The sequence below is a fragment of the Mycolicibacterium monacense genome (assembly GCF_010731575.1).
Classification (GTDB): Bacteria; Actinomycetota; Actinomycetes; order Mycobacteriales; family Mycobacteriaceae; genus Mycobacterium; species Mycobacterium monacense.
Genome location: NZ_AP022617.1, coordinates 4,144,503 through 4,168,868, shown reverse-complemented (window position 1 = coordinate 4,168,868; position 24,366 = coordinate 4,144,503). Strand labels below are relative to the sequence as shown.

32 protein-coding genes are annotated in these 24,366 nt (G+C 69.7%); 29 read left to right on the top strand and 3 right to left on the bottom strand.

The features are described 5' to 3' along the window. Positions 1-16 precede the first annotated feature (16 nt). From proC to G6N49_RS19955, 5 genes are all read left to right on the top strand, one after another. Positions 17-889, top strand: coding sequence for a pyrroline-5-carboxylate reductase (gene proC / locus G6N49_RS19975; RefSeq protein WP_085975368.1), 873 nt, complete (start codon positions 17-19; stop codon positions 887-889). 138 nt (positions 890-1,027) lie between these two features. Continuing rightward, the gene (locus G6N49_RS19970) at positions 1,028-1,282 is read left to right on the top strand and encodes a helix-turn-helix domain-containing protein (RefSeq protein WP_011558095.1); all 255 of its coding nucleotides are present in this window, start codon (positions 1,028-1,030) and stop codon (positions 1,280-1,282) included. 150 nt (positions 1,283-1,432) lie between these two features. Then, entirely contained in the window at positions 1,433-1,534 is a 102-nt protein-coding gene (locus tag G6N49_RS19965; protein ID WP_003402602.1) for a 30S ribosomal protein bS22, read from the top strand. A gap of 49 nt (positions 1,535-1,583) precedes the next feature. Continuing rightward, entirely contained in the window at positions 1,584-2,657 is a 1,074-nt protein-coding gene (locus G6N49_RS19960) for an SDR family oxidoreductase (RefSeq protein ID WP_011854543.1), read from the top strand. A 33-nt stretch (positions 2,658-2,690) separates the two neighbouring features. Then, positions 2,691-3,752 (top strand): lysophospholipid acyltransferase family protein, encoded by a 1,062-nt coding sequence (locus tag G6N49_RS19955; protein ID WP_011558097.1) that lies wholly within the window; start codon positions 2,691-2,693, stop codon positions 3,750-3,752. 21 nt (positions 3,753-3,773) lie between these two features. On the opposite strand, the gene G6N49_RS19950 is transcribed toward G6N49_RS19955, so the two are convergent. Beyond that, positions 3,774-4,307 carry an FAS1-like dehydratase domain-containing protein gene (locus G6N49_RS19950; protein WP_011558098.1) on the bottom strand — a complete coding sequence of 178 codons (534 nt, stop codon included), beginning with the start codon at positions 4,305-4,307 and terminating at the stop codon, positions 3,774-3,776. A 45-nt stretch (positions 4,308-4,352) separates the two neighbouring features. Further along, positions 4,353-5,255 (bottom strand): HAD family hydrolase, encoded by a 903-nt coding sequence (locus G6N49_RS19945; RefSeq protein WP_011558099.1) that lies wholly within the window; start codon positions 5,253-5,255, stop codon positions 4,353-4,355. A 35-nt stretch (positions 5,256-5,290) separates the two neighbouring features. On the opposite strand from G6N49_RS19945, the gene G6N49_RS19940 reads away from it, so the two are divergent. The 22 genes from G6N49_RS19940 to G6N49_RS19835 all read left to right on the top strand — a co-directional run bounded on the left by G6N49_RS19940 (position 5,291) and on the right by G6N49_RS19835 (position 22,757). Beyond that, positions 5,291-5,545, top strand: a complete 255-nt coding sequence (locus G6N49_RS19940; protein WP_011558100.1) for a glutaredoxin family protein — start codon at positions 5,291-5,293, stop codon at positions 5,543-5,545. Positions 5,546-5,635: 90 nt separating this feature from the next. Beyond that, positions 5,636-6,979: a glutamyl-tRNA reductase gene (locus G6N49_RS19935; protein WP_011558101.1), complete on the top strand. Its 1,344-nt coding sequence runs from the start codon at positions 5,636-5,638 to the stop codon at positions 6,977-6,979. Between the two features lie 3 nt (positions 6,980-6,982). Then, positions 6,983-7,927, top strand: a complete 945-nt coding sequence (gene hemC, locus G6N49_RS19930; RefSeq protein WP_011558102.1) for a hydroxymethylbilane synthase — start codon at positions 6,983-6,985, stop codon at positions 7,925-7,927. Between the two features lie 24 nt (positions 7,928-7,951). Further along, positions 7,952-9,616 carry a bifunctional uroporphyrinogen-III C-methyltransferase/uroporphyrinogen-III synthase gene (locus G6N49_RS19925; RefSeq protein ID WP_011558103.1) on the top strand — a complete coding sequence of 555 codons (1,665 nt, stop codon included), beginning with the start codon at positions 7,952-7,954 and terminating at the stop codon, positions 9,614-9,616. A 2-nt stretch (positions 9,617-9,618) separates the two neighbouring features. Further along, entirely contained in the window at positions 9,619-10,590 is a 972-nt protein-coding gene (hemB, locus tag G6N49_RS19920; protein WP_011558104.1) for a porphobilinogen synthase, read from the top strand. Next, the gene (locus G6N49_RS19915; RefSeq protein ID WP_011558105.1) at positions 10,587-11,000 is read left to right on the top strand and encodes a hypothetical protein; all 414 of its coding nucleotides are present in this window, start codon (positions 10,587-10,589) and stop codon (positions 10,998-11,000) included. Before hemB ends, G6N49_RS19915 begins: the two co-directional genes overlap by 4 nt. A gap of 20 nt (positions 11,001-11,020) precedes the next feature. Beyond that, a complete protein-coding gene (locus tag G6N49_RS19910) occupies positions 11,021-11,467 on the top strand; it encodes a hypothetical protein (protein ID WP_011854546.1) in 447 nt (148 codons plus the stop codon). Then, positions 11,464-11,946, top strand: a complete 483-nt coding sequence (locus G6N49_RS19905) for a transport-regulating membrane protein Mce1N (RefSeq protein ID WP_011558107.1) — start codon at positions 11,464-11,466, stop codon at positions 11,944-11,946. Before G6N49_RS19910 ends, G6N49_RS19905 begins: the two co-directional genes overlap by 4 nt. Continuing rightward, the gene (locus tag G6N49_RS19900; protein ID WP_011558108.1) at positions 11,943-12,179 is read left to right on the top strand and encodes a hypothetical protein; all 237 of its coding nucleotides are present in this window, start codon (positions 11,943-11,945) and stop codon (positions 12,177-12,179) included. The genes G6N49_RS19905 and G6N49_RS19900 overlap by 4 nt, the downstream gene beginning before the upstream one ends. Before the next feature lie 21 nt (positions 12,180-12,200). Continuing rightward, on the top strand, positions 12,201-12,659 hold the full coding sequence (locus tag G6N49_RS19895; protein ID WP_011854547.1) for a hypothetical protein: 459 nt from the start codon (positions 12,201-12,203) through the stop codon (positions 12,657-12,659). Between the two features lie 53 nt (positions 12,660-12,712). Beyond that, a complete protein-coding gene (locus tag G6N49_RS19890; RefSeq protein WP_179967770.1) occupies positions 12,713-13,570 on the top strand; it encodes an oxygenase MpaB family protein in 858 nt (285 codons plus the stop codon). Continuing rightward, positions 13,554-14,147, top strand: a complete 594-nt coding sequence (locus G6N49_RS19885) for a TetR/AcrR family transcriptional regulator (protein WP_011558111.1) — start codon at positions 13,554-13,556, stop codon at positions 14,145-14,147. The genes G6N49_RS19890 and G6N49_RS19885 overlap by 17 nt, the downstream gene beginning before the upstream one ends. 46 nt (positions 14,148-14,193) lie before the next feature. Next, complete coding sequence (locus G6N49_RS19880) at positions 14,194-14,547, top strand: hypothetical protein (RefSeq protein ID WP_064872228.1); 354 nt, start codon at positions 14,194-14,196, stop codon at positions 14,545-14,547. A gap of 88 nt (positions 14,548-14,635) precedes the next feature. Further along, on the top strand, positions 14,636-15,127 hold the full coding sequence (locus tag G6N49_RS19875; protein WP_011854550.1) for a pyridoxamine 5'-phosphate oxidase family protein: 492 nt from the start codon (positions 14,636-14,638) through the stop codon (positions 15,125-15,127). Positions 15,128-15,155: 28 nt separating this feature from the next. Further along, complete coding sequence (locus G6N49_RS19870; protein WP_011854551.1) at positions 15,156-15,539, top strand: hypothetical protein; 384 nt, start codon at positions 15,156-15,158, stop codon at positions 15,537-15,539. A gap of 65 nt (positions 15,540-15,604) precedes the next feature. Beyond that, complete coding sequence (gene hemL, locus G6N49_RS19865) at positions 15,605-16,921, top strand: glutamate-1-semialdehyde 2,1-aminomutase (RefSeq protein ID WP_011854552.1); 1,317 nt, start codon at positions 15,605-15,607, stop codon at positions 16,919-16,921. After that, positions 16,918-17,526, top strand: a complete 609-nt coding sequence (locus tag G6N49_RS19860; protein ID WP_011558116.1) for a histidine phosphatase family protein — start codon at positions 16,918-16,920, stop codon at positions 17,524-17,526. Before hemL ends, G6N49_RS19860 begins: the two co-directional genes overlap by 4 nt. Beyond that, on the top strand, positions 17,523-18,134 hold the full coding sequence (locus G6N49_RS19855) for a TlpA disulfide reductase family protein (protein ID WP_011558117.1): 612 nt from the start codon (positions 17,523-17,525) through the stop codon (positions 18,132-18,134). Before G6N49_RS19860 ends, G6N49_RS19855 begins: the two co-directional genes overlap by 4 nt. Then, positions 18,131-18,910: a cytochrome c biogenesis CcdA family protein gene (locus G6N49_RS19850; RefSeq protein ID WP_011558118.1), complete on the top strand. Its 780-nt coding sequence runs from the start codon at positions 18,131-18,133 to the stop codon at positions 18,908-18,910. The genes G6N49_RS19855 and G6N49_RS19850 overlap by 4 nt, the downstream gene beginning before the upstream one ends. Beyond that, entirely contained in the window at positions 18,910-20,520 is a 1,611-nt protein-coding gene (gene resB / locus G6N49_RS19845) for a cytochrome c biogenesis protein ResB (RefSeq protein WP_083044813.1), read from the top strand. The genes G6N49_RS19850 and resB overlap by 1 nt, the downstream gene beginning before the upstream one ends. Before the next feature lie 66 nt (positions 20,521-20,586). Further along, positions 20,587-21,591 carry a c-type cytochrome biogenesis protein CcsB gene (gene ccsB / locus G6N49_RS19840; RefSeq protein WP_011558120.1) on the top strand — a complete coding sequence of 335 codons (1,005 nt, stop codon included), beginning with the start codon at positions 20,587-20,589 and terminating at the stop codon, positions 21,589-21,591. Continuing rightward, positions 21,591-22,757, top strand: a complete 1,167-nt coding sequence (locus G6N49_RS19835; protein WP_011558121.1) for a MinD/ParA family ATP-binding protein — start codon at positions 21,591-21,593, stop codon at positions 22,755-22,757. The genes ccsB and G6N49_RS19835 overlap by 1 nt, the downstream gene beginning before the upstream one ends. A gap of 16 nt (positions 22,758-22,773) precedes the next feature. Here G6N49_RS19835 and G6N49_RS29225 read toward each other — a convergent pair whose 3' ends face one another. Then, positions 22,774-22,938, bottom strand: a complete 165-nt coding sequence (locus G6N49_RS29225) for a hypothetical protein (RefSeq protein ID WP_011768050.1) — start codon at positions 22,936-22,938, stop codon at positions 22,774-22,776. A 48-nt stretch (positions 22,939-22,986) separates the two neighbouring features. Here G6N49_RS29225 and G6N49_RS19830 point away from each other — a divergent pair, with 48 nt between their 5' ends. Continuing rightward, a complete protein-coding gene (locus G6N49_RS19830; RefSeq protein WP_011558122.1) occupies positions 22,987-23,304 on the top strand; it encodes a DUF4229 domain-containing protein in 318 nt (105 codons plus the stop codon). Further along, the gene (locus tag G6N49_RS19825) at positions 23,301-24,344 is read left to right on the top strand and encodes an aminotransferase class V-fold PLP-dependent enzyme (protein ID WP_064872238.1); all 1,044 of its coding nucleotides are present in this window, start codon (positions 23,301-23,303) and stop codon (positions 24,342-24,344) included. The genes G6N49_RS19830 and G6N49_RS19825 overlap by 4 nt, the downstream gene beginning before the upstream one ends. Positions 24,345-24,366 lie beyond the last annotated feature (22 nt).

Genomic DNA, 24,366 nt, shown 5'->3' with positions numbered 1-24,366 from the left:
TGCCATGCTTTGGCGCATGGCCAGAATCGCGATCATCGGTGGCGGAAGTATGGGTGAGGCGCTGCTGTCCGGGCTGCTCCGGGCCGGCAGGCAGGTCAAGGATCTGGTGGTCGCCGAGAAGCATCCGGACCGCGCGAAGTTCCTCGCCGAGAAGCACTCGGTGCTGGTGACCTCCGTCGTCGAGGCCATCGACAACGCCCACTACGTCATCGTCGCGGTGAAGCCGGCCGACGTCGAGCACGTCATCGACGACATCGCCGAGGCCGCCGCCAACGCCGATACCGACACCGCCGAGCAGGTCTTCGTCACGGTCGCGGCCGGGGTGTCGACCGCGTACTACGAGAACAAGCTGCCGGCGGGCGCACCGGTGATCCGCGCGATGCCCAATGCGCCGGTCGTGGTCGGCGGGGGAGTCAGCGCGCTGGCGCCGGGCCGCTTCGCGACCCCCGAGCACCTCAAGGAGGTCTCGGCGATCTTCGACTCGGTCGGCGGCGTGCTGACCGTGCCGGAGTCGCAGCTGGACGCGGTGACCGCGGTGTCGGGCTCCGGGCCCGCCTACTTCTTCCTGATGGTCGAGGCGTTGGTCGACGCCGCGGTGGCCAGTGGGCTGTCGCGCACGGTGGCCACCGACCTGGTGGTGCAGACGATGGCGGGTTCGGCCGCGATGTTGCTGGAGCGCCTCGACGAGGCCCAGCCGGTGGGCGATGCGGCAATGGGAACGGCGATGGACACCACGGCGGCGCAACTCCGCGCTACGGTTACCTCACCGGCCGGTACCACCGCCGCTGGGCTGCGAGAACTCGAACGCGGTGGTTTGCGGTCGGCGGTGGCGAATGCGGTGGAAGCCGCGAAAACCCGCTCTGAGCAGCTAGGAATTACATCAGAGTAGTTCGTGGATTTCGGACTGATTAGCCCACACCCGTCGCAGTAACCCCATCCGCCACGCTATTCTCCTCGTGTATGCACGGGTCGGTGCCAGCGGTGGGGAAGCCGCTGGAACTGCCCGCGCCTGATGGATTGGGTTGCGATGACGTCTATGAACGGGCCATCGGCACGTGATTCGGCTGGCGGTAAGAGGGAAAGCGGCGCCGACGGCCAACAGCCACGGGCTCAATTCCTCACGGTCGCCGAAGTGGCGAGCCTGATGAGGGTCAGCAAGATGACGGTGTATCGCCTGGTGCACAACGGCGAGCTGCCCGCGGTGCGGGTGGGCCGGTCATTCCGGGTGCACGCCAAAGCCGTCCACGACATGTTGGAGAGTTCGTACTTCGACGCGGGCTGACAGCCGGCGGAGCGGGCCGACGGGCACCGACGTTTTCGTTCACCTGCGCCCCTTGGGTAAGGTGTCCGGGTTGGACGTCAATCCTGACGTCGGGCCGATCGTCGGGTCGGGCCCCGAGTCGGACCGAGGAAAACGTAGGTAGCGGAGTTCATGGGTTCAGTCATCAAGAAGCGGCGTAAGCGCATGTCGAAGAAGAAGCACCGCAAGCTGCTTCGTCGGACACGGGTGCAGCGCAGAAAACTCGGTAAGTAGTCTGCCGGCCGTCGCCCAGGTGGCTCTCAGCCGCAGCCGTTAGGCTGGCGTGGTGGATTCGAGCACCTCGGGCGACGTCGGTTCGTACCCGAAGGTGGTCCTGGTCACCGGGGCGTGCCGGTTCCTCGGCGGCTATCTGATCGCGCGGTTGGCGCAGAACCCCTTGATCAACCATGTGATCGCGGTCGACGCGATCGCGCCGAGCAAGGATCTGCTGCGGCGAATGGGCCGCGCCGAGTTCGTCCGCGCGGACATTCGTAATCCGTTCATCGCCAAGGTGATTCGCAACGGCGATGTGGACACGGTGGTACACGCGGCCGCCGCGTCGTACGCCCCGCGCGCAGGTGGCCGGGCCGCGTTGAAAGAACTCAACGTGATGGGCGCGATCCAGCTCTTCGCCGCCTGCCAGAAGGCGCCTGCGGTACGGCGGGTGATCCTGAAGTCCACCTCGGAGGTGTACGGCTCGAGTCCGCGCGACCCGGTGATGTTCACCGAGGACAGCGACGCGCGCCGGCCACCCGGCGAGGGCTTCGCCCGCGACAGCATCGACATCGAGGGCTACGCCCGCGGCCTCGGGAGGCGCCGCCCCGACATCGGGGTCACCATCCTGCGGCTGGCCAACATGATCGGGCCGGCGATGGACACCGCCCTGTCGCGGTATCTGGCCGGACCCGTCGTCCCGACGGTGCTCGGACAGGACCCGCGGCTGCAGCTGCTGCACGAACAGGACGCACTGGGTGCGCTGGAACGCGCGACGACGGCGGGTAAGTCCGGCACGTTCAACATCGGCGCCTCCGGAATCATCATGATGAGCCAGGCGATCCGGCGTTCGGGCCGGGTCGCGCTGCCGGTCCCGCGTTCGGCTCTTTCGCTCGTGGACTCCTTGCGACGGGCAACCCGATACACTGAGCTCGATCGGGAGCAGCTGAACTATCTGAGCTACGGCCGGGTCATGGACACCACTCGCATGCGCGAAGTCCTCGAATACCACCCGAAGTGGACCACGGCGGAGGCTTTCGACGACTACGTGCGTGGCCGTGGATTGACGCCCATCGTCGATCCACGGTGGGTACGGTCGGTGGAAGACCGCGCCGTGGGGGTGGCGCAACGGTGGGGACGTTAGAGACAACTGACGAATCGGTGGGGTGAAGAGTACGTGTCTGGCGAGTCGAAGGCCAAAGTCATCCCGCTGCATGGGACGTCGGGGCGGAACGCGGCGAGGCGGGCGGCCCAGCGCGCGGACAGCGCCCGTCGTCACCCTTCTCTTCTGTCCGATCCCGGCAGCCGGGCCTCGGCCGAGCAGATCGCCGCGGTGGTCCGCGAGATCGATCAGCACCGCGCGGGTGGCCTCGGGGCCGGGGTCGAGGAGACCCCCACCGAACTCGCCAAACGCATCGCGGCGGTCGCCGAATTCGTCCGCAAACGGATGTCGGGTGACTACACCGTCGACGAGTTCGGCTTCGACTCGCACCTCAACAGCGCCGTCTTCCTGCCGATCCTGCGGGTGCTGTTCAACTCGTGGTTCCGCGTCGAGGTCAGCGGCACCGAGAACCTACCCGCCGAGGGCGCCGCGCTGGTGGTCGCCAACCACGCCGGTGTGCTGCCGTTCGACGGGATGATGCTGTCGGTGGCGGTCAAGGACCACCACCCCGTGCATCGGGATCTGCGGCTGCTGGCCGCCGACCTGGTGTTCGACCTGCCGATGGTCGGGCAGGCCGCGCGCAAGGCCGGCCACACGATGGCGTGCACCTCGGATGCGCACCGGCTGCTGGCCGCCGGTGAGCTGACCGCGGTCTTCCCCGAGGGATACAAGGGGCTGGGCAAGCAGTTCAAGGACCGCTACAAGCTGCAGCGGTTCGGCCGGGGTGGCTTCGTCTCGGCGGCGCTGCGCACCAAGGCCCCGATCGTGCCGTGCTCGATCGTCGGGTCCGAGGAGATCTACCCGATGATGGCCGACGTCAAGCTGCTGGCCCGGTTGCTCGGCCTGCCGTACTTCCCGGTCACCCCGCTGTTCCCGGTGGCAGGCCCGCTCGGTCTGGTGCCGCTGCCGTCCAAGTGGCACATCCAGTTCGGTGAGCCGATCTCGACCGAGGACTACGACGAATCCGCCGCCGACGATCCGATGATCACGTTCGAGCTGACCGACCAGGTGCGCGAGACCATCCAGCACACGCTCTACCAGTTGCTCGCCGGCCGACGGAACATGTTCTTCGGCTGAGTTCCCTCGGCGGGGCTGCGCTCACTTCGCGTTCTGCCCCGACACCATCTTCGCGATCGCCGCATCCCGGCGGGCCTTGATGGTCGCGCTGATCTCGTCCGCCTCGTTGTCGTGGGCGGCCTCGCCGATGACGGTCACGACGCTGGTCAGCACCGGTTTCCCGGCCTCGTCGCTTACCTCGCCGCGGACCTCGGTCACGACCGTGCCGTGCGCCTCGATCACCGAGTCCAGGTAGGAGTCGAAGAACAGTTTGTCGCCGGCCACGATCGGCCGGTGGAAGGTGATCTTCTGGTCGCGGTGCAGCACCCGCTCCATGTTGATCGGCACGTCGAACTGGTTGAAGATCTCGGCCTGCACCTTGCGCCCGGCCACCGCCAGGAACGTCAGCGAGGCGATCAGCGCGTCGTAGCCGGACTCCTTGGCGGCCGCCTCGTCGTGGTGCGCCGGATGGTCGTCCTTGACCGCGCGGGCGAACTCGCGGATCTTCTCCCGGTCCACCTCGAAGTAGTCCGGATACCGGTAGTGCGTGCCGATGATCTCTTCAGCGATGGCCATGCTTCGCTTACTCCCAGCGTCGACGTGCTTGGCGGCGCGAGCCTATCAGCGCCAGCCGGTACGGCCGTCCTGGCGGCGTGACACCACGGCCGCCAGCGCACCGCCCAGCGCGCCGAGCGCCACCGCCGACGGCACCCCGATCCGCGCCGCTTTGCGGGCGGTGCGGAAGTCGCGGATCTCCCAGCCACGTTCGCGGGCCAGGCTGCGCAGCGCGGCGTCCGGGTTGATCGCCACCGCGGTGCCGACCAGCGACAGCATCGGCACGTCGTTGTAGCTGTCCGAGTAGGCGGTGCAGCGGCGCAGGTTGAGGCCCTCCCGGATGGCCAGCGAGCGCACGGCGTGCGCCTTGCCGGTGCCGTGCAGGATGTCACCGACCAGCCGGCCCGTGAACACCCCGTCCACCGACTCGGCCACCGTGCCCAGCGCACCGGTCAGGCCCAGCTTGCGGGCGATGGTCGCGGCGAGTTCGTAGGGCGTCGCGGTCACCAGCCACACCTGCTGGCCGGCGTCGAGGTGCATCTGCGCGAGCGCGCGGGTCCCCGGCCAGATCTTGGAGGCGATGATCTCGTCGTAGATCTCCTCGCCGAGCGCCACCAGCTCCGCCGTCGACCGGCCTTCGATGAACGACAGCGCCTTACTCCGTCCGGCCGCCACGTCGTCGCTGTTCTCCCGGCCGGTCAGCTGGAACTTCGCCTGGGCGTACACGAAGCCCAGCACGTCGCCGTAGGTGAAGTACTTGCGCGCGGCCAGCCCGCGGGCGAAGTGCACCAGCGACGAACCGTGCACGAGCGTGTTGTCGACGTCGAAGAACGCCGCGGCGGTCAGGTCGGGCGGCGGCGCCGGCGGTGCCGGGACGGGCTCGGTCTCCAGCTCGGTGACCGCGGCAGCCGCGCTGGCGTCCCCGGCGATCTGTTGCCGCTCGGCGTGCGTACCCCCGGTTTCGGACACGGCTCAACCCTAGGACACCGGGCCCGGATACTGGGGTGGTGGACCATGCAATCGAGTTGCTGACGCGGGCCGGATGCGGTTTGTGCGAGCAGGCGGCCGCCCGGCTGGCGGAACTGTCCGGCGAACTCGGCTTCGGGCTGACCATCACAGACGTCGACGCCGCGGCGGCCGGCGGGGACGCCGCGCTGCGCGCCGAGTACGGCGACCGGCTGCCGGTGGTGCTGCTCGACGGCGCCGAACACAGCTACTGGGAGATCGACGAACCCCGGCTGCGGGCGGATCTCGGGTGACAGAATCCCGCTTTGGTGACAAAGATGACTAGGTGAAATTTGGTCGGCACGCTCGTGAACGGATACCGTGGATGACGTGGTGATGAAGCCATGAGCGTGCTGCTGTTCGGGGTTTCGCACCGCAGTGCCCCGGTATCGGTCCTCGAGCAGTTGAGCACCGACGAGTCCGACCAGGCCAAGATCGTCGACCAGGTGTTGCAGTCGTCGCTGGTGACAGAGGCGATGGTGCTGTCCACCTGCAACCGCGTCGAGGTCTATGCCGTGGTCGACGCCTTCCACGGCGGGCTGTCCGTCATCGGCCAGGTCCTCGCCGAGCACTGTGGCATGTCGCTCAACGATCTGACCAAGTACGCCTACGTGCGCTACGCCGAGGCCGCCGTCGAGCATCTGTTCGCCGTGGCGAGCGGACTGGACTCCGCGGTCATCGGTGAGCAGCAGGTGCTCGGGCAGGTGCGCCGCGCCTACACCTCCGCCGAGGCCAACCACACCGTCGGCCGCACGCTGCACGAACTGTCGCAGCGCGCACTGTCGGTCGGCAAGCGGGTGCACTCGGAGACCGGGATCGACGCCGCGGGCGCCTCGGTCGTCTCGGTGGCCCTCGACATCGCCGAAGCCAAACTCGGCTCGCTGGCCGGTCGTACCGCGGTCGTCATCGGCGCCGGATCCATGGGCGCCCTGTCGGCCAAACACCTGGTCCGCGCCGGAATCGAACGGGTGCACGTGGTCAACCGGTCGCTTCCGCGCGCCCGCCGCCTCGCCCAGAGCCTGCTCGACCAGGGTGTCACCGCCGATGCGCACACCCTCGACGACATCGCCCACGCGCTGGCCGACGCCGACGTGGTGATCACCTCCACCGGTGCGGTCCGGCCGGTGGTGTCGCTGGCCGACGCCCACCGCGGGCTGACCGGCCGTCCTGAGCACCGCCGGCTGGTGATCTGCGACCTGGGCATGCCCCGGGACGTGGAACCGGCGATCGCCGGGCTGCCGGGTGTCAACGTCATCGACATGGAGCGCATCCAGCGCGAGCCTTCGGCGCGCGCCGCGGCCTCCGACGCCGACGCCGCCCGCTCCATCGTGGCCGCCGAGGTCGCGAACTACCTCGCCGGACAGCGGATGGCGGAGGTCACCCCCACCGTCACCGCGTTGCGGCAGCGGGCCGCCGACGTGGTCGAGGCGGAGTTGCTGCGCCTGGACAACAGGTTGCCGGAGCTCGACGCCGCGCACCGCGCCGAGGTCGCCAAGACGGTCCGCCGGGTCGTCGACAAACTCCTGCACGCCCCGACCGTGCGCGTCAAACAGCTCGCCAGCGCACCCGGCGGCGACAGCTACGCCGAGGCGCTGCGTGAGCTCTTCGAGCTCGACCAGCAAGCGGTCGACGCGGTGGCCGCCGGCGAACTGCCCCTGCTGCCAATCGAACTCGACAAGTCCGAGTAACGCTTGAGCAACGCCGACACGCCCATCCGGATCGGCACCCGGGCCAGCCTCCTCGCGACGACGCAAGCCGGCACCATTCGCGACGCACTGATCGCCAGGGGGCATGCCGCCGAACTGGTGCTCATCTCCACCGAGGGTGACCGCAACCAGGGCCCGATCGCCGACATCGGCGTCGGGGTGTTCACCGCCGCTTTGCGCGAGGCGATCCACGACGGTCGCGTCGACGCCGCCGTGCACTCCTACAAGGATTTGCCGACGGCGGCCGACGAGCGGTTCACGATTCCCGCGATCCCGCGCCGTGAGGACCCGAGGGACGCCCTGGTGGCCCGCGACGGGCTGGTGCTGGGGGAGTTGCCGGCCGGTTCCACGGTCGGCACGTCGAGCCCGCGCCGGGCCGCGCAGCTTAGAGCACTGGGTCTCGGTTTGGAAATCCGCCCCCTAAGAGGCAACCTAGATACCAGGTTGAACAGGGTCGGCAACGGTGAGCTCGACGGCATCGTGGTCGCCCGGGCGGGTCTGGCCCGCATCGGACGGCTGGGCGATGTCACCGAGACTCTCGAGCCGGTGCAGATGTTGCCAGCGCCGGCTCAGGGTGCCCTCGCGGTCGAGTGCCGCGCAGGTGACACCGGACTGATCGCGCTACTGGCGGAGTTGGACGACGCCGACACGCGCGCGGCAGTCACCGCTGAACGGGTCCTGCTCGCCGAACTGGAGGCGGGTTGCTCCGCACCGGTGGGCGCGATCGCCGAGGTGGTCGAGTCTATCGATGAGGACGGCCGCGTCTTCGAAGAGGTGTCGCTTCGCGGGTGCGTGGCGGCGCTGGACGGATCCGACGTGATCCGTGCGTCTGGCATCGGAACTCCCGGCCGGGCCGCAGACCTCGGGGTCTCGGTGGCCGCGGAACTGTTCGAACTGGGTGCGCGAGAGCTCATTGCGGATCACCACTGAGCTGTAGAGCGGAGTGAGCGACAAATGACTCGGCAGGAGAGCGGGCGTGGGCGCAAGATGAAGCCCGGCCGCATCACCTTCGTGGGCTCGGGCCCGGGCGACCCCGGCCTGTTGACCGCACGGGCCCACAGTGTGCTCGTCAATGCCGCGCTGGTCTTCACCGACCCCGACGTCCCCGAGGCGGTGCTGTCCCTGGTGGGCGCGCACCTGCCCCCACCGTCGGGCCCTGAACCGGCCGAGCCGGCGGACGCCGCCGACGAGCAGGCGGGCTCGACCATCCCCGGCGGCCCGGACATCCGGCCCGCGCTGGGCGATCCGGCCGAGGTGGCCAAGGTCCTGGCCGGTGAGGCCAAGCACGGTGTGGACGTGGTCCGGCTGGTGGCCGGCGACCCGCTGTCGGTCGACGCCGTCATCGCCGAGGTGAACGCGCTGGCCAAGAGCCACGCCAACTTCGAGATCGTGCCCGGCCTGCCGAACACCACCGCGGTCCCGACGTACGCCGGCCTGCCGCTGGGTTCCACCCACACCGTCGCCGACGTGCGCGACCCGAACGTGGACTGGGCGGCCCTGGCCGCCGCGCCCGGCCCGCTGATCCTGCACGCGACCGCCTCGCATCTGCCCGACGCCGCGCGCACGCTGATCGAGTACGGCCTGGCCGAGACCACCCCGGCGGTGGTCACCGCCAACGGCACCACCTGCCAGCAGCGCTCGGTCGAGTCGACGCTGTCCGGGCTGCTCGACAAGGCCGCGCTGACCGCACCGGACGCGACCGGTGCACCCGCCGCACCGCTGGCCGGCCCGCTGGTCGTGACGCTCGGCCGCACCGTCACCAACCGGGCCCGCCTGAACTGGTGGGAGAGCCGCGCACTGTACGGCTGGACCGTGCTGGTGCCGCGGACCAAGGATCAGGCCGGGGAGATGAGCGACAAGCTCGTCGGCCACGGCGCCCTGCCGATCGAGGTGCCCACCATCGCCGTCGAACCGCCGCGCAGCCCCGCGCAGATGGAGCGTGCGGTCAAGGGTCTGGTCGACGGCCGGTTCCAGTGGGTCGTGTTCACCTCCACCAACGCGGTGCGCGCGGTGTGGGAGAAGTTCAACGAGTTCGGGCTCGACGCCCGCGCGTTCTCCGGTGTGAAGATCGCCTGCGTCGGTCAGGCGACGGCAGAGCGGGTGCGCGCGTTCGGGATCAACCCCGAGCTGGTTCCGACGGGGGAGCAGTCCTCGCTGGGTCTGCTCGACGAGTTCCCGCCGTACGACGACATTTTCGATCCGGTGAACCGGGTGCTGCTGCCGCGCGCCGACATCGCCACCGAGACGCTGGCCGAGGGGCTGCGCGAACGCGGTTGGGAGATCGAGGACGTCACCGCCTACCGGACGGTGCGTGCCGCACCGCCGCCGGCCTCGACGCGCGAGATGATCAAGACGGGCGGCTTCGACGCGGTGTGCTTCACGTCGAGCTCGACGGTGCGCAACCTGGTCGGCATCGCCGGTAAGCCGCACGCCCGCACGATCGTCGCCTGCATCGGGCCCAAGACCGCGGAGACGGCAGCGGAGTTCGGCCTGCGCGTCGACGTGCAGCCCGAGGTGGCCGCGGTCGGTCCGCTGGTGGAGGCGCTCGCCGAGCACGCCGCCCGACTGCGCGCCGAGGGTGCGCTGCCGCCGCCGCGCAAGAAGAGTCGCCGCCGCTGATCATGCGTCAGCGTCCGCGTAGGTTGCGTTCGACACCGGCCATGCGTCGGCTGGTTGCTGAAACCTCCCTGGAGCCAAGGCATCTCGTGCTGCCGATGTTCGTCGCCGACGGGATCGACGAGCCGCGGCCGATCTCGTCGATGCCCGGGGTGGTGCAACACACCCGCGACTCGTTGCGCCGCGCGGCCGCCGACGCGGTGGCCGCCGGGGTGGGCGGGCTGATGCTGTTCGGGGTGCCCCGCGACGAGGACAAGGATCCGCGCGGTTCGATCGGCATGGACCCCGAGGGCATCCTCAACGTCGCGCTGCGCGACCTCGCCAAGGACCTCGGCGAGGACACCGTGATCATGGCCGACACCTGCCTCGACGAGTTCACCGATCACGGCCACTGCGGGGTGCTGGACGACCGGGGTCGGGTCGACAATGACGCGACCAATCAGCAGTACGTGAAACTTGCTGTGGCCCAGGCGCAGTCGGGTGCCCACGTGGTCGCGCCGAGCGGGATGATGGACGGTCAGGTGGCCGCCATCCGCGACGGGCTGGACGGCGCAGGACACACCGACGTGGCGATCCTGGCGTATGCGGCCAAGTTCGCCTCGGCGTTCTACGGCCCGTTCCGCGAAGCCGTCGGATCGAGTCTGCAGGGCGACCGCCGCACCTATCAGCAGGACAGCGGCAACGCGCGCGAGGCTCTGCGCGAGATCGAACTGGACCTCGCCGAGGGCGCCGACATGGTGATGGTGAAGCCGGCCATGTCCTACCTGGACGTGGTGCGCGCATGCGCCGACATCTCCCCGGTGCCGGTCGCGGCGTACCAGATCTCCGGTGAGTACGCGATGATCAGCGCCGCCGCCGCCAACGGCTGGATCGATCTGCAGGCGTCTGCCCTCGAAGCGCTCACCGGTATCCGGCGGGCCGGTGCGGACATCGTGTTGACCTACTGGGCGGCCGACGTGGCCGGCTGGCTGGGATGACCGGATCCGCTCCCACCCGGCCGCCTGACGTCGACACCGGGTTCTGGCTGTGGGTGGCCGCGCTGCCGCTGCTGGTCATCGGCTACCTGATCGACAACCTGATGGTGCCCGTGGCCGGCGCCTCGGTGTTCCTCAAGGGCATGGCGGTGATGATCGTCGTCGTGGTCTCGGCGATCGTGGTGACGTTCCTGGTCCTGCTGCGGCAGGGCTACCGCTGGACCCGCACGCTGCTGACCGCGGGCGGGTTCGGGTCGGTGGCCTACACCGTGACGAACCTGTTCACCGTCGAGCGGGAGTCGCCGGTGGCCGCGTTCGGCTATGCGGTCACCGCGATCATCGGGTCGGTGCTGATCGCCGGCGGCATCTTCCTGCTGCACCGAAAAGACGCCAACGCCTTCTTCACCCGCTGACCCGTTAGGCTGACCCGACCATGACCGCTTCGCCAACACCGTCGCGGCCGCGCGTCGTCGAGTTCGGTTTCTGGGCACTGGTCGCCGGGGCCGCGCTGCTCGTCTTCGGCGGGCTCATCGCCACCACGGTCACCTTCGAGACCGCCCGCTCGGCCGTCGACCCGGAGATGTCGAACGACCAGCTGCGCGACTACCTCACCGTCTACCGGGGGGTGGGTATCGGCGCTGCGGTGGCCGGCGGGGTGCTGGCGTTCCTGGCGAGCAGGGCACGCCGCGGTGATCCGAAGTTCCGGCGGGCGACGATAGGACTGTCGTTGGCGATCGCGGTGGTGCTGGTGCTGCTGGCCGCGGGAGCCGGGCTCGGTCAGCCCGTCATGCTCCTGGCGTTGGTGCCGATCGCCGTCGGCACCGTCCTGTTGACGCGGCGCAGTGCCGCCGGCTGGTTCGACCAAGGGGAGGCCCGATGACGAACCCGTCTGGTGATCCGTCGACCGAGCGTCTGTTCTACGAGCCGGGCGCCAGCTGGGCGTGGCTGCTCGCCGGGCCCGCGGCGGGCGGGGCGATGCTGGCGATCCAGATCTCCGCCGGGTACGGCCTGCAGCCGTTGGTGCCGGGACTGTTTCTGGTGCTGGTGTCGGGCTTCCTCGCGGTCCAGGTGAAGGCCGCGCGCATCCACACCTCCGTCGAACTGACCCCCGAGACCCTGCGGCAGGGCGCCGAGATCACCAAACTGTCCGAGATCGTCGCGGTGTACCCACCCGCGACGGGGTCCGAGATGCAGAAGTGGCAGTCGGCGCGAGCGCTCGGCGAGCTGACGGGCGTTCCGCGTGGACGCACCGGGATCGGACTCAAACTGTCCGGCAGCCGCACGGCGCAGGCGTGGGCGCGGCGGCATGCGACCCTGCGCGCGGAGCTGACCAGGCTGGTCGAGGAACGGGTGCCGTGAGCGCGCGGAGTCGCGCGCTGTTCGAACTCGCGTTGGCCGCGGCCGCGGCGGTCGGCTGTGTGCTGAGTTGGGCGGCCGCGGGCAGGCCGGCGACGGCGGCGCCGGTCATGCCGGGAGAGCCCGAGACCGTCGTGACGGTGTACTCGGCTCCGCTGCTGGTGCTGGCACTGCTGCTGGCCACCGTCGCGGGCGTGCTTCTCGTCCTCGGGGTGGCCCGGCTGCGGCGCCGCTGAGCCGGACGCGGGAGGCTGCCGGTGCGCGATCGTTCCCCGCTCAGCAGGCAGATCCTCGTCCAGTCGACGCTGGCCGGGTTGATCAACCTCCTGGTCAACCCCGCGATCGACTATCTGACGTCGAGGCATGAGCCGCCGCAGCGGGTGTGGGGCGTCGACGGTCTGGTGGTCGGTTTCGTGCTCACATCGCTGATTCTGTCGACGCTGGTCGGCGTTTTCAGCGCGCGGGCCGCCCGCCGCCTCGACGCCGACGGTATGGCGACTCCGCGGTGGCTGCGGCGGCTGCCCCGCCGGGGCTGGTCGGCGGGCCTCGCGCTGGGCGCCGGGGCCGCGGTGTTCGCGATCGCGGGGTCGTGGCTGCTGTCGGTCGCCGGCGTGACCACGTTGTCCCTGCCGGCGCTCATGGCGGTCAAGGCCGTGTACTGCGGGACGCTCGGCTTCTGGGTCGCCCGCCTGGTGATCCTGCGGACGCTCGCGTGATGCTGGTCACTGAACCGTTGGTACAAAGTTCGGAATCTGTAACACTGTTGCACATGACGGAGTTGGCGGAGAACAGGACCGAGATCGACGCACTACCACTGGGGCCGCAATCGCTGGTCTGGCGCTACTTCGGCGACAACCGCATGTACCTGATCGGCCCGCGGCCCGCGGTCCTGCAGAACATGCTCGCCGAACTCGGCCAGGGCGTCCTGGACCACTCGGTGTTCTTCTCCGACACCGCCGCGCGCGTCAAACGGTCGCTACCGCCGATCTTCATGACGGTCTACGGATCAGACGACCGGAACGAGGGCTTCAACGTCCGCGACTTCCACCACGACATCAAGGGCGAGATGCCCGACGGTTCGCGCTACCACGCGCTGGATCCGGAGACCTACTTCTGGGCGCACGCGACGTTCGTCGAGCAGGTCCTCTACTTCGCCGACACCTTCGTCAAGCGCCTGACGCGTGCGGAGAAGGAGCAGATCTACCTGGAGTCGAAGACCTGGTACCGCCGCTACGGCGTCAGCGACCGGCCGATGCCAGCGACGTACGCCGAGTTCGAGCAGTACTGGGAGCGGATGCTCGACGAGACCGTCATCGCGCACCAGACCGCCAGATACGGCGTCGGCTACGTGACCAAGGGCTTTCCGTGCCCCAAGGGTGTGCACCCCACGGTGTGGCGGGTGCTGTCGATCGCCTTCGATCCGCTCGCGGCGTTCCTCACCACCGGTGGGCTGCCGCCCCAGGCCCGGCACCTGCTCGACCTGCCGTGGAGTGAACGCCAGGAACGGCGCTACCAGCGCTTCGCGGCGTTCTGGCGGTCCCGGCCGGTCAACTGGGTGTGGGACCGGCTGCCGATGAGCGTCCGCTACAACAAGTACGCCCAACGCGGCTATGCACAAGCCGGATAGCGCCACCGAAGCGATCCTCGACGCCGCGGTCGTCGAGTTCGAACGGCACGGTTTCCGTCGGGTCGCCCTCGACGACGTCGCCCGGCGCGCGGGCGTCAGCCGCACCACGATCTACCGGCGCTTCGCCAACCGCGACGAACTGGTGGCGGCGGTGGTGGAGCGGGAGAATGTCGCGCTGTTCGCCGACATCGCGCTCGAGCTCAAAGAGGCCGGGCCGCAGGCGAATTACTACGTCGAGGCGTTCACGCTGTCCATTCTCAAGTTCCGCGGGCACCGGATCCTCAACGGCATGCTCGCCGAGGATCCCGGTTTCGTGCTCGCCCTGGCGCATCAGCACTGGGCGGCGGCCGTCGAGCGGATGGCCGAGGCGTTGCGGGTGATCTTCCCGGCCGGATTCGCCGAACGGATCGGCCCGCGGGCGGTCAACGAACTCGCCGACGTCATCCTGCGCTACGCCGCGACGGTGCTGCTGCTGCCGAGTATGCAACCGCTGGACACCGCCGACGACCTCCGGGCGTTCGCCACCCAGCATTTCCTGCCGAGCCTGCCCGCCGCACTGAGAGCCGTACCGGCGTAACCAGGCTTCTGTTTCGCGGGTCACACATTCGGGCAGTCGTTAGCGCATGAGCAGCGACGACAAGGACGAAGAACAGACCGGGGCCGAGGCGAACGCGTCGCAGAAGGTAGCCGACGATCCCGACGCCAAGATCACCGAGAAACCCGAGGTCACGGACGAGCACCGCGAAGTGGCCAAGGAGATGCGCAAGGAGTACGAGGAGGAGCGGCCCACGATCGTGATGCCGGGCACCGGCGGAACGGTCGCCGGGACCGCGGTCAACGACTGGGTCGACGAGAACGGCGAACCCAAGTTCGGCAAGGACGAGGGCGGTGAGGGCACCGGCGGTCAGGACGGCGGGCAGGACAAGGCCGAAGACAAGGCCGAAAACAAGGCCGAGGCAAGTTCGGAGTCCGGCTGACGGTCGCGAGACGGAACGCACGCAGCGGAAGCCCGAGAGGGTCCCTGCGTGAGTTCAGTGTCGCGTCGCTGCGCCTTAGGGTGAGGGTGTGCACACCCTGGACCGCACCGCGCCGGCGTTCGTCGAAATGGCGCACGCGATCGTGTGGGCGTCGGTGGCCACCGTCGACGCCAACAGCCGCCCGCGATCGCGGGTGCTCCACCCCATCTGGGAGTGGGACGGCACCGATCTGTTCGGCTGGATCGCGACGGTGCCGTCACCGGTCAAGCGCGCCCACCTGCACGCGAATCCGTACGTATCCGTGAACTATTGGACCCCGACCCAGGACACCTGCAGCGCCGACTGCCTCGTCGAGTGGTACACCGACGACGAGACCCGCACGGCGGTGTGGCAGAAATTCGCCGACGGTCCGGAACCGGTCGGTTACGACCCGTACGTCATTCCGCAGTGGAGCGGCGGGCCGACATCCGACGAATTCGCCGCGCTGCGCCTGACGCCGTACCGGCTGCGCGTGATGCCGGGAACGGTGATGACCCAGGGGGCGGGGGAAGTGCTCACCTGGCACGGACGGTTGCCCTGACCGATCCCACGCCCGCACACTTACCGTCATGGCGTACCTCGAGCCGCCGTGGTTCACCCGCGTGGTCTTCAACCGGATCGCGAAGGTCACCGGTGTGGGCGGGGCCGAAACACTGACCGTCAGCCGTCGCCGCACTGGCGGGCTGCAGAGTGTTCCGGTCATCCCCGTCGAGGTGAGCGGTCACAGGTACGTGGTGTCGACGCGCGGCGAGGCGCAGTGGGTGAAGAACCTGCGGGCATCCGGGACCGCGACGATCGGTTCGACGGCATACGTCGCGCGCGAGGTCGCCGAGTCCGAACGCCCCGTCGTCCTCGCCGCCTACCGGGAGAAAGCGGGACGTGCCGTCGCGGGGTACTTCCGCCGGCTGCCGGGCGACGCCGACCATCCGGTGTTCGCGCTCGTGCCGAAATAGCGGTATGACAGTTCCCACTACACCCTGTAGTTGACGGGTTCGACGCGGCTGGGACACTGGTGGTCATGGGTGCTCACCACACCGCGACCGAGCAGTCGGCGCGGCTGTTCGCTGATGCGTGCGCTGTCATCCCCGGCGGGGTCAACTCCCCGGTCCGGGCGTTCAACGCCGTCGGCGGAACACCCCGCTTCATCACCTCGGCCAACGGCTACTGGCTGACCGACGCCGATGACAACCGCTACGTCGACCTGGTGTGCTCCTGGGGGCCGATGATCCTCGGCCACGCCCACCCGGCCGTCGTCGAGGCGGTGCAGCGCGTCGCCGCCGACGGTCTGTCGTTCGGTGCGCCGACGCCGTCGGAGACCGAACTGGCCTCCGAGATCATCTCCCGTGTCGCGCCCGTCGAGCGGTTGCGGATGGTCAACTCCGGCACCGAGGCCACGATGAGCGCGATCCGGTTGGCCCGCGGGTTCACCGGCCGACCCAAGATCGTCAAGTTCTCCGGCTGCTACCACGGCCACAGCGACGCGCTGCTCGCCGACGCCGGTTCGGGTGTCGCCACGCTGGGCCTGCCGTCCTCGCCGGGTGTGACGGGTGCGGCCACCGCCGACACCATCGTGCTGCCCTACAACGACGTCGACGCCGTCGACGAGATCTTCGAGCAGGTCGGCGACCAGATCGCCGCCGTCATCACCGAGGCCAGCCCGGGCAACATGGGTGCCGTCCCACCGGAGCCCGGCTTCAACGCCGCACTGCGGCGCATCACCGAAGAACACGGCGCGCTGCTGATCCTCGACGAGGTGATGACCGGGTTCCGGGTCAGCCGGTCGGGGTGGTACGGCCTCGATCCGGTCGACGGCGACCTGTTCACCTTCGGCAAGGTGATGAGCGGCGGCCTGCCCGCCGCGGCGTTCGGCGGTCGCGCCGAGGTGATGGAACGGCTCGCGCCGCTGGGCCCGGTGTACCAGGCCGGCACCCTGTCGGGGAACCCCGTGGCGATGGCCGCCGGATTGGCGACGCTGCGCACCGCCGACGATGCGGTGTACGCGGCGCTGGACAAGAACGCCGACCGGCTGGCCGGTCTGCTCACCGACGCCCTCACCGACGCCGGTGTCACCCACCGCGTCCAGCGCGGCGGCAACATGCTGTCGGTGTTCTTCACCGCCGAACCGGTCGGCGACTTCGCCACCGCCCGCGCGAGCGAGACCTGGCGCTTCCCGCCGTTCTTCCACGCCCTGCTCGACGCCGGCGTCTATCCGCCGCCCAGCGCGTTCGAGGCGTGGTTCGTCTCGGCGGCCCTCGACGACGAGGCGTTCGACCGCATCGCCGCCGCCCTGCCCGGCGCGGCCCGTGCCGCCGCGGAAGCGAGTAGGCCCGCATGACCGAGAAGACGATCGTGCACGTGATGCGGCACGGTGAGGTGCACAACCCCGAGGGGATCCTGTACGGCCGGCTGCCGGACTACCACCTGTCCGAACGCGGCCGGGCCCAGGCCGAGGCCGTCGCCGCCTGGCTCGCCCACCGCGACGTCGTCTATGTGGTGGCCTCTCCGCTGGAACGCGCCCAGGAGACCGCCGGCCCGATCGCGGCGGCGCACGGGCTGTCCATCGACACCGACGACGAACTGATCGAATCGCTCAACGTCTTCCAGGGCAAGAGGGTCTCACCCGGCGACGGTGCGCTGCGCAATCCGGCCAACTGGCGCCACCTGCGCAACCCGCGCACCCCGTCGTGGGGTGAGCCGTACCGCGACATCGCCGAGCGGATGACCGCGGCGCTACACCGGGCGCGGGAGAAGGCCGCAGGCCACGAGGCGGTGTGCGTCAGCCACCAGCTGCCGGTGGAGACGCTGCGCCGTGCGGTCACCGGAAAGCCGTTGCACCACTTCCCGACCCGGCGGCTGTGCAACCTCGCCTCGGTCACCTCGTTCTACTTCCACGGCGACGAATACGTCGGCTGGGGTTACGCGGAGCTGTCCGGACAGTGAGGCGGTGGTGGATCGTGCTGGCAAGCGTGGCGGTGGTCGCGCTGGCCGGCTGCTCCACCGGTGACGACGCCGTCGCCCAGGGCGGCACCTTCGAGTTCGTGGCGCCCGGCGGCAAGACCGACATCTTCTACGACCCGCCCGCCGACCGCGGCAGACCCGGCGCGCTGTCCGGCCCCGACCTGCTGGACCCGGCCAAGACGTTGTCGCTCGACGACTTCGCGGGCCAGGTCGTCGTGATCAACGTCTGGGGCCAGTGGTGCGCGCCGTGCCGCACCGAGATCGGCGAACTGCAACAGGTCTACGACGCGACCCGCGCAAAGGGTGTGGCCTTCCTGGGCATCGACGTGCGGGACAACAACCGGGAGGCCGCGGTGGACTTCGTCCGCGACCGCGGCATCACGTTCCCGTCGATCTACGACCCGCCGATGCGCACCATGATCGCCTTCGGCGGTAAGTACCCGACGACGGTCATCCCGTCGACCGTGGTCCTCGACCGCGAGCACCGGGTCGCGGCGGTGTTCCTGCGGGAGCTGCTCGCCGAGGACCTGCAGCCGGTCGTCGAACGCCTCGCCGCCGAACCTGCGGCCGATGCGGGGGCCCAGCCGTGACCGGATTCGCCGAGATCGCCGCGGCCGGCCCGGTGGCCCTGGCGATGGGGCTCTGCGTGCTGGCCGGGCTGGTGTCGTTCGCCTCGCCGTGCGTGGTGCCGCTGGTGCCGGGCTACCTGTCCTATCTGGCCGCGGTGGTGGGCGTCGACACCGACGAGACCGGCTCCGGCGCCGTCGCCGTGCGCACCCGGCGGCTCAAGGTGGCCGGCGCCGCCGGGCTGTTCGTCGCCGGGTTCACCGCGGTGTTCCTGCTCGGCACCGTCGCGGTGCTCGGCATGACGACGACGCTGATCACGAATCAGCTTCTGCTGCAACGCATCGGCGGAGTCGTCACGATCATCATGGGTCTGGTGTTCATCGGGTTGATCCCCGCGCTGCAGCGGCAGGCCCGGTTCACCCCTCGTCAGCTGTCCACCGTCGCCGGTGCGCCGCTGCTGGGCGCGGTGTTCGCACTCGGCTGGACGCCGTGCCTGGGACCCACGCTGACCGGGGTCATCACGGTCGCGTCGGCGACCGACGGCGCCAGCGTCGCCCGCGGCGTCGCGCTGGTCATCGCCTACTGCCTGGGCCTCGGCATCCCGTTCGTGCTGCTGGCATTCGGTTCGGCGCGCGCGGTGCAGGGGCTGGGCTGGCTGCGCCGGCACACCCGCACCATCCAGATCTTCGGGGGAGTGCTGCTGCTGATCGTGGGCGCCGCACTGGTCACCGGGGTGTGGAACGACTTCGTGGCGTGGGTGCGCGACGGTTTCGTCAGCGACGTCAGGTTGCCGATCTGATGCCCCGCCCGTTCTCGAAGCTGCTCGCCTACGCGCGCAACACCTGGCGGACGCTCACCTCGATGGGCACCGCGCTGGTCCTGCTGTTCCTGCTGGCGCTCGCCGCCATCCCGGGCGCCCTGCTGCCGCAGCGCAGCCTCAACGAGGCCAAGGTCGCCGAGTACATCGCCGAACGGCCCACGCTCGGCCCGTGGCTGGACCGTGTGCAGGCCTTCGACGTGTTCTCGAGTTTCTGGTTCACGGCGATCTACGTGCTGCTGTTCATCTCGCTCGTAGGCTGTCTGACACCGCGGCTGGTCGAACACGTCAAGAGCCTGCGGGCGGTTCCGGTGCCGGCGCCGCGGAACCTGGGCCGGCTGCCCAAACACCACACCGCCGAGGTCGCCGGCGACCCGCAGCAGGTGGCAGCCGCGATGGGCGAGGAGCTCAAGGGCTGGCGCAAGACCACCCGCACCGACGGTGAGGTCACCGAGGTGTCCGCGGAAAAGGGCTATCTGCGGGAGTTCGGCAACATCGTCTTCCACTTCTCGCTGCTGGGCCTGCTCGTCGCGATCGCCGCGGGCAAGCTGTTCGGCTACGAGGGCAACGTCATCGTCATCGCCGACGGTGGCCCCGGCTTCTGTTCGGCCTCGCCGGCGGCGTTCGACTCGTTCCGCGCGGGCAACACCGTCGACGGCACCTCGCTGTACCCGATCTGCTTGAAGGTCAACGGCTTCCAGGCCGACTATCTGGACAACGGCCAGGCCACGTCGTTTTCGGCGGACATCGCCTACCAGGCCGGCGAGGATCTGAGCACCGGCACCTGGCGACCCTACGAGCTCAAGGTCAACGAGCCGCTGCGCGTCGGCGGTGACCGGGTGTACCTGCAGGGCCACGGTTACGCACCGACGTTCACCGTCACGTTCCCCGACGGGCAGACCCGCACCCAGACCCTGCAGTGGCGCCCCGACGACCAGACGACGTTCCTGTCGTCGGGCGTGATGCGGTTCGACCCGCCGGCGGGCACCTATCCCGACGCCGACGAACGCCGCAAGAACCAGATCGCCATCCAGGGGTTGTTCGCGCCGACGCAGCTGCTCCACGGCAGCCTGCTGTCGTCCAGCTTCCCCGCGATGCGCGACCCCGGCGTCGCGATCGACATCTACCGCGGCGACACCGGCCTCGACTCCGGCCGGCCGCAGAACATCTTCTCCCTCGACGAGCGGCTGGTCGGGCAGGGCCGGCTGACCCGGGAAGCCCGGGTGAACCTCGACCTCGGGGCGGAGACGCGGCTCGACGACGGCACCGTGGTCCGGTTCGACGGGGCGGTCCCGTTCGTCAACGTGCAGGTCTCGCATGATCCGGCGCAGATCTGGGTGCTGGTGTTCGCGATGACGATGATGGCCGGTCTGGTCGTATCGCTGATCATCCGTCGCCGCCGGGTCTGGGTTCGGATCACACCGGCAGGTCCGGGTACCGTTGGCGTCGAATTCGGCGGTCTGGCCCGCACCGACAACTCCGGGTGGGGCGAGGAGTTCGAGCGGTTGACGGCGCGGCTGCTGGCCGGCCACCCCGACGCTGGTCATGCCGGCACGCAGGCCGACGCCGTGTCAGGAGAGAGAGTCACATGAACGCTCAGCGAGTAGCGAAGGCGGATCGCGCATGAACGCTCAGCGAGTAGCGAAGGCGGATCGCGCATGAATACCGTCGAGATCGACCTCGGTCTGGCCCGGTACTCCGACTGGGCGTTCACGTCCTCGGTCGTGGTGCTCGTGGTGGCGCTGCTGCTGCTTGCCGTCGAACTGGCCTACAGCCGCGGCCGCACGGTGGAGCGCCGCGAGCTGGTCTCCGCCGGAGCCGCCCCGGCGGCGACATCGGGTCGAGGCGTCGGCGCCGACAGCGCAGGCCCGGGCATCGTCGCCGACACCCCCAGGCGTCCGCTCGGCGAGCGGATCGGCTCGTCGGGGGTGGCGCTGGTCTACGTCGGCACCGCGCTGCTGCTGGCGTGCATCGTGCTGCGCGGGCTGTCCACCTCACGGGTGCCGTGGGGCAACATGTACGAGTTCATCAACCTGACCTCGTTCTGCGGTCTGGTCGCCGCCGCGGTGGTGTTGCGCCGGCCGCAGTACCGCGCGCTGTGGGTGTTCGTCCTGGTCCCGGTGCTCATCCTGCTCACGGTGTCGGGCCGGTGGCTCTACTCACACGCCGCCCCCGTCATGCCGGCGTTGCAGTCGTACTGGCTGCCCATCCACGTGTCGGTGGTCAGCCTCGGCTCCGGGGTGTTCCTCGTCGGCGGTGTCGCCAGCATCCTGTTCCTGCTCAAGATGTCGCGGTTCGGTCAGCCCGGGCACGACGGCCCGGTGGCGCGGATCGTGCAGCGGCTGCCCGACGCGCAGACCCTCGACCGCATCGCCTACCGCACGACGATCTTCGCGTTCCCGGTGTTCGGGTTCGGCGTGATCTTCGGCGCCATCTGGGCCGAGGAGGCGTGGGGCCGCTACTGGGGCTGGGACCCCAAGGAGACGGTGTCGTTCATCGCGTGGGTGGTCTACGCCGCCTACCTGCACGCCCGCTCGACGGCCGGGTGGCGGGACCGCAAGGCCGCGTGGATCAACGTGGCCGGGTTCATCGCGATGGTGTTCAACCTGTTCTTCATCAACCTCGTCACCGTCGGCCTGCACTCCTACGCCGGGGTCGGCTGATGGGTGACCACTCGGCGGGCGGGTTCCGGGCTCAGCAGCGGTTCCGCGATCCGGCGGCCGACGAGCCGCAGGCGCCGCCGGAGTGGTCTGTCCCCACCCCGCCGACCGGTATCCCGGTCGTCGACCCGGCCGCGGTGGCGCCGGCACCGTCCGTCGCCGAACCGCAGCTGGACGCCCAGCCGGTTTCGCACCCCGTCTCCCAGCCCCTGCCGGTGCCGCCCACCCCGTACCTCGACCTGTCCACCGTGGCCCTGCTGGGCCGGCCCAAAGAGGCCCCGTCGCACGGGTGGCGCAAGTGGCTGTACCTGGCGACGTTCAAACTCGTCAACATCGGTGAAAGCCCCAAGGCCGCACAGCAGGACAGCCTCGTCACGCGCGTGAAGCAGCCGCTGGGCGGCTGCTATCGCATCGCGGTGCTGTCGCTTAAGGGCGGCGTCGGTAAGACGACGATCACCGCCACCCTGGGCGCCACGTTCGCCTCGATCCGCGGGGACCGCGTGGTGGCCGTCGACGCCAACCCCGATCGGGGCACGCTGAGCCAGAAGGTGCCGCTGGAGACGACGGCCACGGTGCGGCACCTGCTGCGCGATGCGGAGGGCATCGAGCGCTACAGCGACGTGCGGGCCTACACCTCCCAGGGGCCAAGTCGGCTCGAGGTGCTGGCGTCGGAGACCGATCCGGCGGTGTCCGAGGCGTTCAGCTCCGACGACTACACCCGCACGCTGGAAGTCCTCGAACGCTTCTACAGCCTGGTGCTCACCGACTGCGGCACCGGGCTGATGCACTCGGCGATGACCTCGGTGCTCGCACACGCCGATGTGCTGGTGGTGATCAGTTCCGGTTCGGTCGACGGGGCGCGCAGCGCCTCGGCCACCCTGGACTGGCTCGATGCGCACGGGCATCAGGCGATGGTGGCCAACGCGATCGCCGTCATCAACGCGGTGCGGCCGCGGTCGGGCAAGGTCGACCTGCAGAAGGTCTCCGACCACTTCTCGCGGCGATGCCGCGCGGTCCAGGTGGTGCCGTTCGATCCGCATCTGGAAGAGGGCGCCGAGATCAGCCTCGACCGGCTCAAACCGGCGACGCGGCAGGCGCTGCTGGAACTGGCGGGTGTGGTGGCCGACGGATTCGCCGGCGCGGCGCGACGCGACGGGGACCGCGGGTAGGCGCCGACGAAGCGGACTACTGCCGCGGGTTGTTGTCGTCCTGGCCGAGGCGCCGGAGAAAATCCGGGTCGTCGTCGGGCCCGATCACACGCCGCTGCGGCCGGGTCGCGCTGACCCGCATGAGCCGCCAGCCGATGTAGACCAAGCCGGCCAGAACGAGTATCAGGAGCAAATACGCCACTCAAACCTCCTGACATCGAATATACGCGCCGTCGGTAGGCTCGGGTGCGTGTCAGAAGGTCGACAAGGTGCCCGTCTCGTAGCCGATGTGCTGATCTACGTCGGGGCCCGCTTGCTACTGGTGGCGGTGCTCGCCGCGGCGATCCTGGGCGTCGGCCACCTGCTCGGTTTGCGGGAGTTCCCGTTGGTCATCGCCATCCTGTTCGCACTCGTGATCGCACTGCCCCTGGGCATCTGGATGTTCGCACCGCTGCGGCAGCGGGCCACCGCGAGCATCGCCGCCTTCGACGAGCAGCGGCGCAAGGACCGCGAACAGCTACAGGCCCGACTGCGCGGCGAGGAGTCGCCCGGCGACCCGCAGGCATGACGCCACGTCAGGTGTACGGCGCCGAGTTCGCCGGTGCCGCAGGTTTTCTCAACTCTCCGACGTACGGCCTGCCCCCGGATTTCCTGATGCGGGCGCTGCACGACTGTCTTGCCGCGTGGCAGGCCGGGACGCTCGACGCGAAGTCGTTCGACCAACCCGTGCGCGACGCCAGGGCCGCATACGCGGCGCTGGTCGGCGTGCCGTACGCCACCGTGGCGATGGCCGGCAGCACGTCGGCGGCACTGGGTTTGGTGGCCGCCGCCATACCCGACGGCAGCCGGGGCGCCACGCTGGCCGGTGAATTCACCAGCACCACCTTTCCGTTCGCCGCGCAGGCTCGCCGCGGGGTCTCGCTCACCGAACTGTCCGCCGACGAACTCGTTGCCAGGGCCGGCGATTACGACTTCGTGACGGTCAGCCTGGTGCAGTCGGCGACGGGCGCGGTGCTCGACGCCGAGGCGCTGCGGACGAACGTGGCGGGCACCGGGACGCTCACGATCGTCGACGTCACCCAGGCCGCCGGATGGAAGCTGCTGAACCTCGACTGGGCCGACGTGACGGTGGCATCGGTCTACAAGTGGCTGCTCGCACCGCGCGGCACCGCGTTCCTGTCGGTCAGTGAGCGGACCGCCGACCTGATGACCCCGCACGCCGCGAACTGGTACGCCGGGGATCAGCCGTGGGAGTCGATCTACGGGCTGCCGCTGCGGCTGGCGTCCGACGCGCGCCGCTTCGACGTCTCACCGGCCTGGTTCAGCGCGCTGGGTGCGGGCCTGACCCTTCCGTGGCTGGCCGGCCTCGACAGGGCCGCGGTCGAGGCGCACACCGTGGGCCTGGCCGACACCCTGCGGGCCGAACTGGACCTCCCGCCGCATCCCTCGGCGATCGTGACGCTGCCGTCGGACCGCCACGACGACGCTGCCGAGCGTCTGCAGCGCGCCGGCATCCACGCCTCGGTGCGGGCGGGGGCCGTCCGCGTCGGATTCCACCTGTACAACACCGCCGACGATCTGAATGGGCTCCTCGACGCCCTGGCATGACCGGCGCCGCAGGTGGGTAGCC